General features: G+C 72.9%; 15 protein-coding genes and 1 tRNA gene. 8 read left to right on the forward strand and 8 right to left on the reverse strand.

The genetic code is table 11. The features are described from left to right. Positions 1-50: 50 nt before the first annotated feature. Positions 51-1,046, forward strand: coding sequence for a magnesium/cobalt transporter CorA (gene corA, locus KUM39_RS17575; protein WP_217786625.1), 996 nt, complete (start codon positions 51-53; stop codon positions 1,044-1,046). A gap of 229 nt (positions 1,047-1,275) precedes the next feature. Here corA and KUM39_RS17580 read toward each other — a convergent pair whose 3' ends face one another. Next, on the reverse strand, positions 1,276-2,331 hold the full coding sequence (locus KUM39_RS17580) for an LLM class F420-dependent oxidoreductase (RefSeq protein WP_217786626.1): 1,056 nt from the start codon (positions 2,329-2,331) through the stop codon (positions 1,276-1,278). Between the two features lie 238 nt (positions 2,332-2,569). Here KUM39_RS17580 and KUM39_RS17585 point away from each other — a divergent pair, with 238 nt between their 5' ends. Continuing rightward, the gene (locus KUM39_RS17585; RefSeq protein WP_217786627.1) at positions 2,570-3,553 is read left to right on the forward strand and encodes an aldo/keto reductase; all 984 of its coding nucleotides are present in this window, start codon (positions 2,570-2,572) and stop codon (positions 3,551-3,553) included. Continuing rightward, complete coding sequence (locus KUM39_RS17590) at positions 3,550-5,841, forward strand: helix-hairpin-helix domain-containing protein (protein ID WP_217786628.1); 2,292 nt, start codon at positions 3,550-3,552, stop codon at positions 5,839-5,841. The genes KUM39_RS17585 and KUM39_RS17590 overlap by 4 nt, the downstream gene beginning before the upstream one ends. A 123-nt stretch (positions 5,842-5,964) precedes the next feature. Here the strand turns inward: KUM39_RS17590 and KUM39_RS17595 are convergent, their stop codons facing one another. Then, complete coding sequence (locus tag KUM39_RS17595) at positions 5,965-6,705, reverse strand: hypothetical protein (protein ID WP_217786629.1); 741 nt, start codon at positions 6,703-6,705, stop codon at positions 5,965-5,967. A gap of 47 nt (positions 6,706-6,752) precedes the next feature. Between KUM39_RS17595 and KUM39_RS17600 the strand changes: the two genes are divergently transcribed. After that, positions 6,753-6,941: a DUF5703 family protein gene (locus KUM39_RS17600; RefSeq protein ID WP_217786630.1), complete on the forward strand. Its 189-nt coding sequence runs from the start codon at positions 6,753-6,755 to the stop codon at positions 6,939-6,941. A 76-nt stretch (positions 6,942-7,017) separates the two neighbouring features. Here KUM39_RS17600 and KUM39_RS17605 read toward each other — a convergent pair whose 3' ends face one another. From KUM39_RS17605 to KUM39_RS17615, 3 genes are all read right to left on the reverse strand, one after another. Further along, positions 7,018-7,950, reverse strand: coding sequence for a chaplin (locus KUM39_RS17605; RefSeq protein ID WP_217786631.1), 933 nt, complete (start codon positions 7,948-7,950; stop codon positions 7,018-7,020). 113 nt (positions 7,951-8,063) lie between these two features. Beyond that, positions 8,064-8,297, reverse strand: coding sequence for a chaplin ChpH (gene chpH / locus KUM39_RS17610; protein ID WP_217786632.1), 234 nt, complete (start codon positions 8,295-8,297; stop codon positions 8,064-8,066). Positions 8,298-8,588: 291 nt separating this feature from the next. After that, positions 8,589-9,914, reverse strand: coding sequence for a M20/M25/M40 family metallo-hydrolase (locus KUM39_RS17615; RefSeq protein WP_217786633.1), 1,326 nt, complete (start codon positions 9,912-9,914; stop codon positions 8,589-8,591). Positions 9,915-10,144: 230 nt separating this feature from the next. Here KUM39_RS17615 and KUM39_RS17620 point away from each other — a divergent pair. Beyond that, a tRNA-Leu gene (locus tag KUM39_RS17620) sits at positions 10,145-10,232 on the forward strand. Between the two features lie 71 nt (positions 10,233-10,303). After that, positions 10,304-10,681 carry a YchJ family protein gene (locus tag KUM39_RS17625; RefSeq protein WP_217786634.1) on the forward strand — a complete coding sequence of 126 codons (378 nt, stop codon included), beginning with the start codon at positions 10,304-10,306 and terminating at the stop codon, positions 10,679-10,681. An 86-nt stretch (positions 10,682-10,767) separates the two neighbouring features. Here the strand turns inward: KUM39_RS17625 and KUM39_RS17630 are convergent, their stop codons facing one another. Further along, complete coding sequence (locus tag KUM39_RS17630) at positions 10,768-11,469, reverse strand: FadR/GntR family transcriptional regulator (RefSeq protein WP_217786635.1); 702 nt, start codon at positions 11,467-11,469, stop codon at positions 10,768-10,770. Positions 11,470-11,612: 143 nt separating this feature from the next. Between KUM39_RS17630 and KUM39_RS17635 the strand changes: the two genes are divergently transcribed. Continuing rightward, on the forward strand, positions 11,613-12,131 hold the full coding sequence (locus tag KUM39_RS17635; protein ID WP_217786636.1) for a gluconokinase: 519 nt from the start codon (positions 11,613-11,615) through the stop codon (positions 12,129-12,131). Positions 12,132-12,275: 144 nt separating this feature from the next. Next, entirely contained in the window at positions 12,276-13,673 is a 1,398-nt protein-coding gene (locus KUM39_RS17640; RefSeq protein ID WP_217786637.1) for a GntP family permease, read from the forward strand. A 92-nt stretch (positions 13,674-13,765) separates the two neighbouring features. On the opposite strand, the gene KUM39_RS17645 is transcribed toward KUM39_RS17640, so the two are convergent. Next, positions 13,766-14,419, reverse strand: a complete 654-nt coding sequence (locus KUM39_RS17645) for a cytochrome b/b6 domain-containing protein (protein WP_217786638.1) — start codon at positions 14,417-14,419, stop codon at positions 13,766-13,768. Next, positions 14,403-15,074: a molybdopterin-dependent oxidoreductase gene (locus tag KUM39_RS17650; protein ID WP_246620323.1), complete on the reverse strand. Its 672-nt coding sequence runs from the start codon at positions 15,072-15,074 to the stop codon at positions 14,403-14,405. The genes KUM39_RS17645 and KUM39_RS17650 overlap by 17 nt, the downstream gene beginning before the upstream one ends. Between the last annotated feature and the right edge of the window lie 51 nt (positions 15,075-15,125).

The raw sequence follows: 15,125 nt of genomic DNA on the forward strand, positions 1-15,125 counted from the left end.
AAGCGCACCGCCGAGTGCGGTGGTGTTCGGGCGAGGGGAGAATGCGCTCCGTGATCGTGGACTGTGCCATCTACAAGGACGGGCACCGGATCGAGGGCCCGGAGGACTTCTCCGACGCGCTGGAGGAGGCGCGGGCGGCGGGCGGTTTCGTGTGGATCGGGCTGCACGAGCCCTCGGAACGCGAGTTCGCTCTGGTGACGGAGGAGTTCGGGCTGCATCCGCTGGCGGTGGAGGACGCGCTGAAGGCGCATCAGCGGCCGAAGCTGGAGACGTACGACGACTCGCTGTTCATGGTGCTCAAGCCGGTGGTGTACGAGGCGGCGAGCGACACGGTGTCGGCGGGTGAGGTGATGGTGTTCGTCGGGTCGTGCTTCGTGGTGACGGTGCGGCACGGGTCGGGGGCGCCGCTGTCGGCGGTGCGGCAGCGGCTGGAGAGCGATCCGGAGATGCTGGCGAAGGGTCCCACGGCGGCGCTGTACGCGATCTCGGACACGGTGGTCGATCACTATCTGGAGGTGGCGACCGAGTTGCAGACGGACCTGGAGGAGCTGGAGGCGGAGGTGTTCCGGCCGGAGGGCGGCGGCTCGCGGAACACCGCGTCGCGGATCTACACCTTCAAGCGGCAGGTGCTGGAGTTCCGCCGGGCGACGGGACCGCTGGCGCCGCCGCTGAACCGGCTCGCGGGTGCGGGGCAGTTCGGCGCCGGGATGCCGTACGTGGACGACTCGGCGCGGCCGTTCTTCCGGGACGTGGGCGACCACCTGACCCGGGTGAACGACTCGGTGGAGAGCCTGGACCGGCTGGTGTCGGACATCCTGTCGGCGCACTTGGCGCAGATGAGCGTCCGGCAGAACGACGACATGCGGAAGATCTCGGCGTGGGCGGCGATGGCCGCGGTGCCGACCATGATCGCCGGGATCTACGGCATGAACTTCGAGTACATGCCGGAGCTGCACTGGGTGTGGTCCTACCCCGCGGTGATCGCCGTGATGGCGGTGCTGGAGGTTCTGCTGTACCGGACGTTCAAACGTCGCGGGTGGCTCTGATCGACGGGGGTGGGGCGACGGGGGTGGGGGCGGCGTTCCGCCGAACGGGGGAACGCGAGGCCGTGACCCGGCGGGTGTGCGGCGCGTTGTGGTGGTGACGGCCGTGGCGGGGAAGACCCCCCGAGCCCCCACCACGGCCGCGGAACCTCCTCCCCCGGTCCCGCGACAGCGCGGGACCGGGGGAGTTCTCATTGGCGTACGGGGTGCCGGGGTGCCAGGGGGGTGCGGCTCAGGCGAGGCCGGAACGCTCCAGGGCCTCGACGCCCGCGCGGAGCGAGGTGAGGCGCTCGTCCAGGGTGAACCCGGCGGGGGCGAGGCTGAGGGTGGTGACCCCGGCGGCGGCGTACGCCTTCATACGGTCCGCGATGCGGTCCACGGAGCCGAGCAGGGTGGTGTTGTCGATGAGGTCCTGCGGTACGGCGGCGGCCGCGCCCTGCTTGTCACCGGCGAGGTACTTGTCCTGGATCTCGGCGGCCTCCCGCTCGTAGCCCATGCGCCGGGCGAGCTGGTTGTAGAAGTTCTGCTTGCGGCTGCCCATGCCGCCGACGTACAGCGCGGTGTACGGGCGGAAGGTGTCGGCGAGCGCGGACAGGTCCTTGTCGTCGCCCGCGGCCAGCGGCAGCGTGGGGCAGATGTCGAACCCGTCGAGGGTCCTGCCCGCCTTCTCCCGGCCCGCGCGCAGGTACTGGACGGCGGTGTCCTCCAGGTGGTCGGCGGAGGGGAAGATCAGCAGGGCGCCGTCCGCGATCTCGCCGGTCTGCTCCAGGTTCTTCGGGCCGATGGCGGCGATGTAGAGCGGGATGTGCGGGCGTTCGGGGTGCACGGTGAGCCGGATCGGCTTGCCGGGCCCGCCGGGCAGCGGGAGCGTCCAGTGCTCGCCCTCGAAGGAGAGGCGCTCGCGGCTCATGGCGCGGCGCACGATCTCCACGTACTCACGGGTGCGGGAGAGCGGCTTGTCGAACGTGACGCCGTACCAGCCCTCGGAGACCTGCGGTCCGGAGACGCCGAGGCCGAGGCGGAAGCGGCCCCCGGAGAGCGAGTCGAGCGTGGCGGCCGTCATGGCGGTCATCGCGGGCTGGCGGGCCGGGATCTGGAAGATGGCCGAGCCGACGTCGATGCGTTCCGTGTGCGCGGCGACCCAGGTCAGCACGGTGGCCGCGTCCGAGCCGTACGCCTCCGCCGCCCAGCAGACGGCGTAGCCGAGCCGGTCGGCCTCCTGGGCGACGGCCAGGTTGTCCGCGTCCATTCCGGCACCCCAGTAGCCGAGGTTGATCCCGAGCTGCATGGCCGATTCCCCTTACCCGTGAGTAACGTCCGTTGTCGCAGACCTTAGCGCGGCCGTGCGGGCGGGGGTGGAACGGCGTCCCGGCGGACGGGTGCGGACGGGTACGGACGGACGGGGGCGGGGGTGGGGCACCGGGGAACCGTGTCCCGGCGGCCGGTGCGGACCCGGCGCGCGGGCCTGTGGAAACGTTGTCCACAGGCATCCCACGGCGGCGGGCCGGGCCAGTAATCTCGCGCACATGGAGCAGAGGCATCTCGGCCGCACCGGCCTGCGCGTGTCCCGGATCGGGCTCGGCACCCTGACCTGGGGCCGGGACACCGACGAGCACGACGCCGCGGACATGCTCAAGGCGTTCTGGGAGACCGGCGGCAACCTCGTGGACACGGCCGACGTGTACGGCGACGGGGAGGCGGAGTATCTGCTCGGGCAGCTGATGGAGCGTCTGGTGCCGCGCCGGGACCTGGTGATCTCCACCAAGGCGGGCAGTGTGCCCGACCCCGAGCGGCGGTTCGACGCCTCGCGCGGCCATCTGCTCGCCGCGCTGGACGCCTCCCTCGCCCGGCTCGGCACGGACCACGTGGACGTGTGGCACGTGCACGCCTACGACCCCGACACGCCCCTGGAGGAGACGCTCCAGGCGCTCGACCTGGCGGTCAGCAGCGGGCGGGCACGGTACGCGGGCGTGGCGAACTACTGCGGCTGGCAGCTCGCCAAGGCGGCCACCTGGCAGCTCGCGGCACCGGGGACCCGGACCCGGCTGGCCAGCACCCAGCTCGAATACTCCCTGCTCCAGCGCGGGGTGGAGCGGGAGGTGCTCCCGGCCGCGCGGGACCTCGGCATAGGGCTGCTGCCCTCCTCTCCGCTCGGCCGGGGTGTGCTGACCGGCAAGTACCGCACCGCCACGCCCTCGGACTCGCGGGGCGCCTCCGAGGATCTGGCGCCCTTCGTCGAGCCGTATCTGGACGACACCGCGAGCCGGGTCGTGGACGCGGTCTCCACCGCCGCCGACGGACTCGCCGTCACCCCGCTCCAGGTGGCCCTCGCCTGGGTCCGCGACCGGCCCGGCGTCACCGCCCCGATCGTCGGCGCGCGCAACGCCCGCCAGCTCACGGCCGCTCTGTCGGTGGAGGCGCTTACGCTTCCTCACGAGATCTGCCGGGCCCTCGACGACGTCTCGGCGCCCATACACCGCTACCCCGATCACGACTGGAGCACCCTGTGAGCACGGACCCGGAGGCCACCCCGGCAACCCCGGAAGAACCGAGGACACCCGAGGGTGCGCGGGAGCGTTCCGGGGACGCGGACGGCGCCGGGACGGCGGCCGGGGACGCCGGTACGGAGCCCGCTGCCGGGGACACCGACACGGCACCGGCCGGGGAGGCGGAGGTTGACGGCGAGGTCTCCGGGGCGGCGGCCGACGGAGGTGACGTCGGCGAAGGCGCCGACGACGGCGTGGCCAAGCGGTCCGAGGCAGAGGCCGAGCTGGCCGCGCAGCGGGTGGAGCGGGAGCGGATCGAGCGACGGCGGGCGGCGCGGCAGGGGCCGGTGGAGAGCGGCGGCAAGCTGAGCGGGAGCGCGGCCGAACTGCTGGCCGCCGTACGGGCGGTGGAGAGCGGGGACAAGCCGGTTCGGCTGGACTTCGTGGAGGCGGAGGCGGTGCCCCGGACCCCGCCCGAGCAGCCGGTGCGCGCGCCCCGTCCGGTGCCCGTGCCGGTGGAGCCGGGCGGGCCGTCGGCCGGGGCCGTGGAGGCGGTGCGCCGGGTGCTCGCCGAGGGCGGGGCGCCCGAGCCGCTCGCGGTACGGGTTACGGCGGCCGTCGGCGAGGACGCGGAGGCGGTGCTGCGGGACGACCCGTGGCAGTTGCTGCGGGTCGGCGGGGTGAAACCGGAGCAGGCGGACGGGTTTGCGCGGGCGCTGCTCGGCGCGGAGTGCGGCCCGGACGACGAGCGCAGGGGCCGCGCTCTGACGGTGTGGCTGCTGGAACAGGCGGCCGTCGCCGGGCACACCGCGCTCGACCTGGCCGCGCTGGTCACGGCCCTGGGCCGACAGGGCGTCCCCGACGCGGACGCGGCCGTGCAGGGCGCGCTCGGGGAGGGCGAGGCGCTGGTCTTCCAGGACGCCGTGGAGGAGACCGGGGCGCCCGCCCCGTCCCGCGCGGCCGGGACGGACGGCGGAGACGGCGAGGACGGCGAGGAGGCGGAGGAGGAGCGTCCGGTACGGGTCCTGGTCGGCCTGGAGCGGTACGCGCTGGCCGAAGAGAGCCTCGCGGACGCACTGGCCCGGCTGGTGAACGCGGTGCCCAAGGAGGGCGCCGGGGAGTCCGGCGGGCCGTGGGAGTCCCTGGCGGGTGCGCTCGCGGGCGGTGCGGCGGAGCTGGCCCGCGCGGTCGCCGGGCACGGTCTGGTGCTGCACACCGGCGGTGAGGCGGCCCGCGCCGAACCGGCGGCCCTGCTGGGCGCCGCGCGCGCCGCCGGGCTGCGTGCGTACGGCGTGTGTCACACCCCCGACGGCGCCCGCCGCCTCACCGGGTCGGACCGGGAGACGGACGCGGCGCCCGTGGGCACCGTCGCCGGGCTGCTGTCGGGCACCGAGGGCGGGCCGGGACGGGACGCCGAGGGCGCTCTCGCCCTGGACCTGCTGGTCGTGCTGGACGCCCCGCAGCTCGACGTGGAGAGCGCGGCGATGCTGGTCGAGTCGCTGCCGGACGGCGCCCGGCTGGTGCTGAGCGGCGACCCGGCGGTGCTGTGGTCGGCGGGGCCGGGCCGGGTCTTCGCGGATCTGCTCGCCGCCCGGAGCTGCCCGCAGGTGGCGTCCCGGCTCCCGGACTCCGGCCCGCTGGGCGAGTTGGTGTCGGGGATCGGCGTGGGCGAGTTGCAGCAGGTGGCGGCGCCGGGCAAGGAGATCGTCATCGTGCCCGTGCGGGACGCGGGCGAGGCGGTGCACCGCGCGGTGCAGCTGGTCGCGGACTCGGTGCCGAGGGCGCTCGGGGTACCGCCCGAGCGGACCGTGGTGATCGTGCCGGGCCACGGCGGTCCGGTGGGCACCGTCGCGCTCAATACGGCCCTGAAGGAACGCCTCAACCCCGGCCCCGGCCGCTTCGGCGGGTTCGACCCCGGCGACCGGATCGCCTACTCCCCCGCGCCGGGCCGTACGACACCGGGCCGGGTGGTGGACGCGGACGCGGACGGGCTGCACCTGGAGTGCGCGGGCGCCCCCGTGGTCGTCCCCAGGGAGCGGGTGGAGCAGCGGGTGCGGCACGGGTGGGCGCTGACCGCGCACCAGGCTGCCGGGGGCCGCTGGCCCGCCGTGGTGGCCGTCCTGCCGGGCGACGCGGCGCAGACACTCAGCAGGCCGTGGGTGTACACGGCGTTCGGGCGGGCGGAGCGCCATCTGTCGGTGGTGCACGGGGTGGAGCAGGCGCTGCCGCGCGCGGTGGCGGAGGTCCCGCACAAGCCGCGTACGACCCGGCTGCGGACCCTGCTGCGGGCGCAGGTGCCGACGACGGAGTAGGCGAGGGCAGTAGGCGGGGGGCGGAGCAGGCCGGGGGGAGAGCGGAGTGGGCGGGAGCGGAGTGGGCGGGGGCGGGAGGCCCGCACCGGCGCCCCTGGCGGGCCCGGTGCGGGGTGCCTCCTGTCAGCGCTCGGCGTCGAGCGGTTCCAGGTCGTCCTCGTCCAGGGTGTCGAGGGCGTCGTCGAGTCCGGCGGCGGGGCCGTCGTCCTCGTCGTCATCGTCGTCGTCATCGGTTTCGTCGTCGAAGACGGCGCTGACGTCGAACCGGCAGACGACCGACTGCGGATCGACCGGCTCGAACGGCGTCTCCAGCCACTCCCCCGGATCGGCCGCATCCTCGGTGGCGGTCACCCAGAGGGTGGAATCGCCCTCCTCCAGACCGAACTCCTTGTGCCGGGAGGCGATCTCGTCGGGTTCGTACTCGCCGAACAGGATGCCCAGCGCGCCGGGGACCGTCGCGGCGGGCCCGGCGGCTTCACCGAGCGCGGCGGCGTAGTCGGCGGCCCCGGTGGTCTCCGCCGCCTCCACCCGCCGGGCCTGCGCCAGCAGCCGCTGGGGCACGGCCACCGTGTAGTCGCGGCGGATCAGCACGCTGACCGCGTGCGGCTCGTCGGGACCGGCGTACGGGGGCAGGGAGTCGTCCGTGCCGGGGATCTCGAAGGGGGTCACCTCGTCGTGGCGGTCGTAGAGCAGTTCGTCGTACACCTCGGCGGCAGCGGCCAGCTCGTTGAACGCCTCGTACACGGCCGGGTCGTCCTCGCCGGACCTGCGTTCGACCGCGGCCAGGTGACGGTCGAGCGCGGTCTTGACCGCCTCGGCGGCGGCGCGTACCTCGGCAGCGGTGGGCTGCGCAGCATCAGACATAGTGCAGACGCTATCCGTACCGGGCGCCGCGACGCACAATAGATGCGATGCCGGAATACGAATTTGTCGATGTGTACGTGCCGCGCGGGGTCTCCCGCAAGGACACCACCCGTCTCCTGACCGACCACGCCGAGTACGGACACTGGGAACTTGACCGACTGAGCCTGCTGCGTGACGGCAGCCGCAGGGTGCGGCTGCGCCGACGGATCATCCGCCAGCTACGGGCCACGTGGTGAGGCTCCTCCGATGACACGAGCGGGCCCCCGCCGGTGGCGGGGGCCCGTTTCGATCGCCTTGTGCCGTACGCGGGTGCTACGCGGAGCGCCGTGCCCTGCGGTACAGCACCACGCCCGCGAGCAGCGCGCCCGCGCTCGCCGGGACCGCCAGGCCGAGCGGTACGTCGCCGCCGGTGTGGGCGAGCTGACCGCCGGTGGACGCCTGGGCGGTACCGACCCCGCCCTGCTGCCGCACCTGCGTCCCCGTCCCGCCACCGGACACGTGCCCGCCACCGCCGTTACCGCCCCCGGAGGGAGTGCCCGGCGTGCTCGGGTGGCCGGGAGTGCTGGGGGTGCCGGGCGTACCGGGGTGCCCGGGGGTGCCCGGAGTTCCAGGGGTGCCGGGGTTGCCAGGGGTGCCGGGGTTACCGGGGGTCCCCGGATTGCCAGGTGTACCGGGGTTGCCCGGGTGACCGGGATTGCCGGGGTGACCAGGGTTGCCCGGGTGACCGGGGTTCCCAGGGTGACCGGGGTTCCCCGGATGGCCGGGGTGTCCCGGCTGGCCGGGGTTGCCTCCTCCGTGACCTCCGTGGCCGCCCCCGTGACCCCCGTTGTCGCAGTTGTTGCCGGTGGCGAGGTTGCCGATCCCGATGACGTTGACGCTGTTGCCGCACACGTTGACGGGTACGTCGATCGGTACCTGGACGGTGTTGCCGGACCCGACGCCCGGCGAACCGTTGGTGTGGCCGCCGGCGTGGGAGCCGCCCTGGTGGGAGCCGGTGGAGCCGCTCGTGTTGGAGCAGGCGTTGCCGACGGACGGGTTGAGCAGCCCGACGACATTGACGGTGTTGCCGCACACATTGACCGGTACATGGACCGGCGCCTGCACGGTGTTGCCCGACAGCACGCCGGGCGAGCGGGTGGCGGCGCCGGACGCGCCGGAGTCCGCGTGTGCGTAGCCGCTCGCGGCGGCGATCACGCCGGTGGCCGCGGCCACGGTCATCAGGCCCTTGCGGGTGCCCTGTCGCATTTGTGGTGTTCCCCCCTGCCTTCGTTCTTCCTACAAGGCCGGACGGCCCCGGAGCGCATGGCGCGCGCTCCGGGGCCGACGGCTGGTCTGGACGCCCCCTGAGGGAGTCGGCGTCAGTTGTTGACGCAGGTGTTGCCGAAAGCGGGGTTGAGGAGCCCGATCACGTTGACGGTGTTGCCGCACACGTTGACCGGAACGTGGACGGGCACCTGGATGACGTTGCCGGAGATGACGCCGGGCGACTGCACGGCGGCACCCTGGGCACCGGAGTCGGCAACGGCCAGGCCCGCGCCGGCGAGAACGAGGCCACCGGTGGCAGCCGCGGCGGCGACGACCTTCTTGATCATTGTTCCTCCTAGTAGGCAAATGCGGCCCCAAGGTGCGGGATCGCATCCGGTGTAACGAGGAGGGAGTAATGGAGCTACGAGCTTATGGTCGGATTCACTCATCCCGGTTCACTCGTACGGACGCCCGATTCACGGGCGCCCGCGTCCCGCACGGCACGTTGACGAGCACCGGTGAACATGGAACGAGTTGATCATCTTGATCAGGTTGACCACCTTGGCCAAGGTGACCGGTTGACATTGATCACCTTGACCGCATTGACCGACCCCGACGGATTGACCGACCCCGACGGACTAGGACGCGTCGATGAACCGGTCCAGTACCCGCACCCCGAACCTGAGCCCGTCCACCGGCACCCGCTCGTCCACCCCGTGGAACATGCCCGCGAAGTCCAGCTCCGGAGGCAGCTTGAGGGGCGCGAAGCCGAAGCCGCGGATGCCGAGGTCGTCGAAGGACTTGGCGTCGGTGCCGCCGGAGAGCATGTAGGGGACGGCCTTGGCGGTGGGGTCCTCGGCGAGCAGCGACGACTGCATGGCCTCGACCAGCTTGCCGTCGAACCCGGTCTCCAGCGCCTTGTCGGAGTGCACGTCCTCGCGGCGCACGTGCGGGCCGAGCAGCCGGTCGAGATCGGTGAGGAACTCCTCCTCGTGGCCCGGCAGGAAGCGGCCGTCCAGGTGGGCGGTGGCCTCGCCGGGAATGACGTTGACCTTGTAACCGGCGTTCAGCTGCGTGGGGTTGGCGGTGTTGCTGAGCGTCGCGCCGATGAGCTTGGCGATGCCGCCCAGCCGGGCGAGGGTGGACTCCATGTCCTCGGGGTCGAGCGTGGTGCCGAGGGCGTCGCCGAGTTCGTCGAGGAAGGCGCGGGTGGTCTTGGTGACACGGACCGGGAAGCGGTGACGGCCGACGCGGGCGACGGCCTCGGACAGCTCGGTGATGGCGTTGTCCCGGTGGATCATCGAACCGTGCCCCGCGGTGCCGGCCACGGTGAGCTTCATCCAGTGCATGCCCTTCTCGGCCGTCTGGATCAGGTAGAGCCGCCGCTCCTCGCTGACCGTGAAGGAGAAGCCGCCGACCTCACTGATGCCCTCGGTGACGCCCTCGAACAGGTCGGGGTGGTTGTCCACGAGGTGCCGGGCGCCCCAGGTGCCGCCCGCCTCCTCGTCGGCGAGGAAGGCGAGCACGATGTCGCGCGGGGGGCGTCGGCCGCTGCGCAGCCGGTCGCGCACCACCGCCAGGGTCATCGCGTCCATGTCCTTCATGTCCACCGCGCCGCGCCCCCAGACGCAGCCGTCCGCGACCTCGCCGGAGAACGGGTGGTGGGTCCAGTCGTCGGCGTTGGCCGGGACGACGTCCAGGTGGCCGTGAATGAGCAGCGCGGGCCGGGACGGGTCCGTGCCCTCGATGCGGGCCACCGTGGAAGCGCGGCCCGGATGCGACTCGAAGATGCGCGGTTCCAGGCCGACCTCGGCGAGCTTCTCCGCGACGTACTCGGCGGCCTTGCGCTCGCCGGGCCCGGAGTGGTCGCCGTAGTTGCTGGTGTCGAAGCGGATCAGGTCGCGGCAGAGGTCCACGACCTCGTCCTCGCCGGTGACGCCGCTGGTCGTGTCCGTCTGGCTCACGGTGCTTCCTCCCGCTGTGACTGCTGCTGCTGACTGCTGTTGGCTGCTGCCCACTGCTGCCGGGTCCCTCTCATCCTCCCTCCGGCCCCGCCCCGCGCCCAAGACCGGTCCCGGCCCGTCACCGGCCGTTCACGCCGGGCGGGGGCGGGAACGGGGTGTGATCGGAGGCCCCGGAAAGCCTGGTACTGTTTCCTTCGTCGCCGCGGGGAAGCCCGCTCGACAGACACCTGGTCCGGGTGGCGGAATGGCAGACGCGCTAGCTTGAGGTGCTAGTGCCCTTTATCGGGCGTGGGGGTTCAAGTCCCCCCTCGGACACCAACGAAGACCCCAGTTCACCTGGGGTCTTTTTGTTGTGCCCGCCCGGTCGCCGGGCGGGCACAATGGGGGCCATGACCTCGCGCGCCTCCTGCCCCTGCGGACTTGCCCAGCCGTACGACGCCTGCTGCGGGCGTTTCCACACGGGCGCGGCGGCGGCGCCGACCGCCGAGGCGCTGATGCGGTCCCGCTACTGCGCGTTCGTGAAGGGCGAGGCGTCGTATCTGCTGCGGACCTGGCACCCGGACACCCGGCCGCAGTCGCTGGACCTGGACCCGCGGATGCGGTGGACGGGGCTGGAGATCCTGGACACGAGCGCCGGTTCCGCGTTCCACGGCAACGGCACGGTGACCTTCCGGGCGTCCTACCGGGGCGGTTCGCTGCACGAGCGCAGCAGCTTCGCACGGGTGGACGGGGCATGGGTGTACGTGGACGGCGTCTTCCTGGACTGACGGGAACCGGTCCGCCCCGGAACCTCCACCCGCTGATGCAAGCACACTGCTCACCCCGGAACCCCGCCCGCACCGGCACACGCCCCCTACGGCGCCAGAATGTCCAGTTCCTGGAGCGCGCCCACGGTGATCTGCCGGGTCAGTTCCTCCGCGCGGTCCTCGTCGCCCGAGCGGACCGCCTCGGCGAGCCGGACGTGCAGGGTGACGGCGGCCGGGTCGGGGTCCTCGAACATCACCTCGTGGTGGGTGCGGCCCGCGAGGACCTCCGCGACGACGTCGGCGAGGCGGGCGAACATCTCGTTGCCGGAGGCCGTGAGGACGACGTGGTGGAAGGCGATGTCGTGCACGAGATACCGCTCCAGGCGGTGTCCGCGCGAGTTGGCGACCATCCCGAGGGCGCACTCGGTGAGTTCGGCGCACTGCTCGGGGGTGGCGTGGCGGGCGGCGAGCCGGGCGGCGACGGGTTCGACGGCCGAGCGCAGCACGGTCAGCGAGCGCAGTTGGTGCGGGCGGTCGGCACCGGCCAGGCGCCAGCGGATGACCTGCGGGTCGTAGACGTTCCACTCGGCGCGGGGGCGGACGGTGACGCCGACGCGGCGGCGGGACTCGACCAGGTGCATCGACTCCAGCACCCGGACCGCCTCGCGCATCACGGAGCGGGACACCTCGAAGCGCTGGGCGAGTTCGTCGGTGCGCAGAACACTGCCCGGCGGGTACTCGCCCGCCGTGATCGCCGGGCCGAGGCTGTCCAGTACGCGGCCGTGCAGCCCTCGGCCCGGAGTGGTCATGTACTCAGCGTACGACCTGGATCACGCGGCCAAAAAGTCAGACTTATATGTCACAGGCTCTTGAATTAGTCCTATGTAATGGGTTTCAGTGTGGCGACGCCGGAACGTCGGCGCCGGATGTCGAGGAAGACAGCGAGGCAGTCATGCGCACCCCCCACGTCGTTGTCGTGATGGGCGTCGCCGGTACGGGCAAGACCACGATCGGTCCGCTGCTGGCCGCCCGGCTGGGCGTTCCGTACGCCGAGGGCGACGACTTCCACCCGCGCGCCAACATCGACAAGATGACCGCCGGTGTCCCGCTGGAGGACGCCGACCGGTGGCCCTGGCTGGACGCCATCGGGCACTGGGCGCAGGGCCGGGCGGGGCTCGGCGGGGTGGTGAGCAGTTCGGCGCTGAAGCGGGCGTACCGGGACCGGCTGCGTTCGGTCGCGCCCGGTGTGGTGTTCGTGCACCTCACCGGTGACCGTCGGCTGATCGAGGAGCGGATGGCGCGGCGGCGCGGCCACTTCATGCCGACCACGCTGCTGGACTCCCAGTTCGCCACCCTCCAGCCGCTCCAGGCGGACGAGGCGGGTGTGGACGTGGACGTCTCGGGCGGGCCCCAGGAGATCACCGAGCGTGCCGTACGGGCGCTCGACGCGTTGTCCGGGCAGCCCGCCTAGCCCCTTCCCCCCGGACCGGAGCCGGTCCCCACCCGGAGGCACCTCACTCAGGCCGCGCCCCCGGCAGCCGCTCGCCCGGAGCCGTCACCCCCGGCATCCCGGACCCCTCCCGCCCCTCCCCCTACGTCACCGCAAGGGAACCCCGTGACCAGTCTCCGTGTGGCGACGCTGGCAGCGGACGCGCCCCCGCCGATCACCTCGGCGGGGCACGGTCAGCTCGGCGTCGCCGTCCTGGTGGGCATCGCCGTCATCGTCGTCCTCATCACCAGGTTCAGGCTGCACGCCTTCCTGGCGCTCACCGTCGGCTCACTCGCGCTGGGCGCGGCGGCCGGGGCACCGCTGGACAAGGTCATCCTCAGTTTCACCAACGGGCTGGGCAGCACCGTGGCCGGTGTGGGCGTCCTGATCGCGCTCGGGGCGATCCTGGGCAGGCTCCTCGCCGACTCGGGCGGCGCCGACCGGATCGTGGACACGATCCTGGCGAAGGCGGGCGGCCGGGCCATGCCGTGGGCGATGGTGCTGATCGCGTCCGTGGTCGGTCTGCCGCTGTTCTTCGAGGTCGGGATCGTGCTGCTGATCCCGGTCGTGCTGATGGTCGCCCGGCGTGGCGGCTACTCCCTGATGCGCATCGGGATTCCGGCGCTGGCCGGTCTGTCGGTGATGCACGGGCTGATCCCGCCGCACCCCGGTCCGCTGGTCGCCATCGACGCGCTGCACGCCAACCTGGGGGTGACGCTGGCGCTCGGTCTGGTGGTCGCGGTGCCGACGGTGATCGTCGCCGGGCCGCTGTTCTCGCGGGTCGCCGCCCGCTGGGTGGACGTTCCCGCGCCCGACCGGATGCTGCCGCAGCGGCCGTCGGAGGAGCTTCGGCGGCGCCCCGGTTTCGCCGCGACGCTCGGCACGGTGCTGCTGCCGGTGGTGTTGATGCTGGCCAAGGCTTTGGTTGACATCGTGATCGACGACCCCGCCAACAGGACGCAGCGGGTGTTCGACGTGATCGGTTCACCATTGATCGCGCTGCTCGCGGCCGTACTGGTCGGGTTCTTCACGCTGGGCCGGGCCGCCGGGTTCGGCCGGGACCGGCTCCAGCAGACCGTGGAGAAGGGGCTGATGCCCATCGCGGGCATCCTGCTGATCGTCGGCGCGGGCGGCGGCTTCAAGCAGACCCTGGTGGACTGCGGGGTCGGGCAGATGATCCTGGACGTCTCGCGGGACTGGTCCGTCCCGGCGCTGCTGCTGGGCTGGCTGATCGCGGTGGCGATCCGGCTGGCCACCGGTTCCGCGACCGTGGCCACGGTGAGCGCGGCCGGACTCGTTGCCCCGCTCGCGGCCGACATGTCCACCACCCACACCGCCCTGCTGGTCCTCGCCATCGGCGCCGGATCGCTGTTCCTCAGCCAGGTCAACGACGCCGGGTTCTGGCTGGTGAAGGAGTACTTCGGGCTGAGCGTCGGGCAGACGTTCAAGACGTGGTCGCTGATGGAGACCATCGTGTCCGTGGTGGCCGGGGGGCTGGTGCTCCTGCTGTCGCTGGTGGTGTAGGGCGTGTTGCGAAAGTACCGGCTGCCCGGCGGGCGGACGACGCTGCTCTCGAAGCACGCCCCGGGAGACCGGCCGGTCGCTGTCGCAGGGGTTCAGCGGCGCCACAGCGAGTGGTGCCGCTGAGCCCACTCCGGGCTGACCGTCCCGGTGCGCAGCCCCGCCCGCGCCTCCGGGTCGGCCACCGCCATGCCGATGTGCCCGGCGAGGACGATGCCGACGGTGAGCGCCAGCCAGTCGTGGACGAAGGTCGCCGAGGTGCGCCACATCAGCGGGGTGAGATGCGTGAACCACATCATCAGACCGGTGCCGAGCATCACCAGCGTGGCACCGGCGATCCACGCGGCGTAGATCTTCTGACCGGCGTTGAACTTGCCCGCCGGGCGGGACGCGGGCCGCCTGTCGCGGCGCAGGGCGGCGCGCAGCCACACCCTGTCGTGCGGGCCGAACCGGTTGAGGCGCCCCAGATCGGCGCGGAAGGCCCGTGAGGCGAGGCCCAGCAGTACCGGGACGGGCAGTGCGAGCCCGGCCCACTCGTGGACGCGGACCACGAGTTCCCTGCGCCCCACCATGACGGCGAGTTCGGGGACGTAGAGGCAGGCGGCGGTGGCCACGCAGACGCCCATGAGGGCGGCGGTGGCGCGGTGCGTCCAGCGCTCGGCCGGGGTGAAGCGGCGGACGCGCCCGGCGGGCGGGGTGGCGGGGCCGGGCCGGTGGGCCAGGTCCGCGGGGTCAGCCGGTGGGGTCATCGGTGCGTCCGTTCGACTTGCCGACCCAGGCGTCCACGTCGTAGCCGAGGTGCTCCCAGTAGCCGGGGAGGACGCGGTCGGTGACCGTGATGCCGGAGAGCCACTTGGCGGATTTGTAGAAGTACATGGGGGCGACGTAGAGGCGGACGGGGCCGCCGTGGTCGTGGCCGATGTCCTTGTCCTGCATGCGCAGCGCGACCAGGACGTCCGGGCGGCGGGCCTGGTCGAGGGTGAGGCTCTCGCTGTACGTGCCGTCGAAGCAGGTGAAGCGGATCGCGCGGGCCGTGGAGCGGACCCCGGCCGCGTCGAGCAGGTCGGCCAGGCGCACGCCCTGGAACGGGGTGCCGGGCACCCGCCAGCCGGTGACGCACTGCACGTCCCGTACGAGGCGGGTCTGCGGGAGGGCGCGCAGGTCGGCGAGGGTGTAGGTGTGCGGGCGTTCGACCAGGCCGTCCACGGTGAGGCGGTAGTCGGCGGGGCCCCGGACGGGGACGGAGGCGGCGACGGAGTAGTAGCGGAAGCCGCCGCCGTTGGGGAGCAGACCAGTCAGGCCGGTGGGGTCGTTGTCGGAGACCGCGCCGAGGAAGCCCTCCAGGCCGCGCTGGAGGACGGGGGCGGCGGCGACGCCGAGCGCGCCGAGGCCGAGGGTGCCCAGGAAGACCCGGCGGCCGAGGGGACGGCCGCGTTCGTCGGGCGACCCGGACCT

This window comes from Streptomyces corallincola (assembly GCF_019104725.1).
GTDB classification, from domain to species: Bacteria; Actinomycetota; Actinomycetes; order Streptomycetales; family Streptomycetaceae; genus Streptomyces; species Streptomyces corallincola.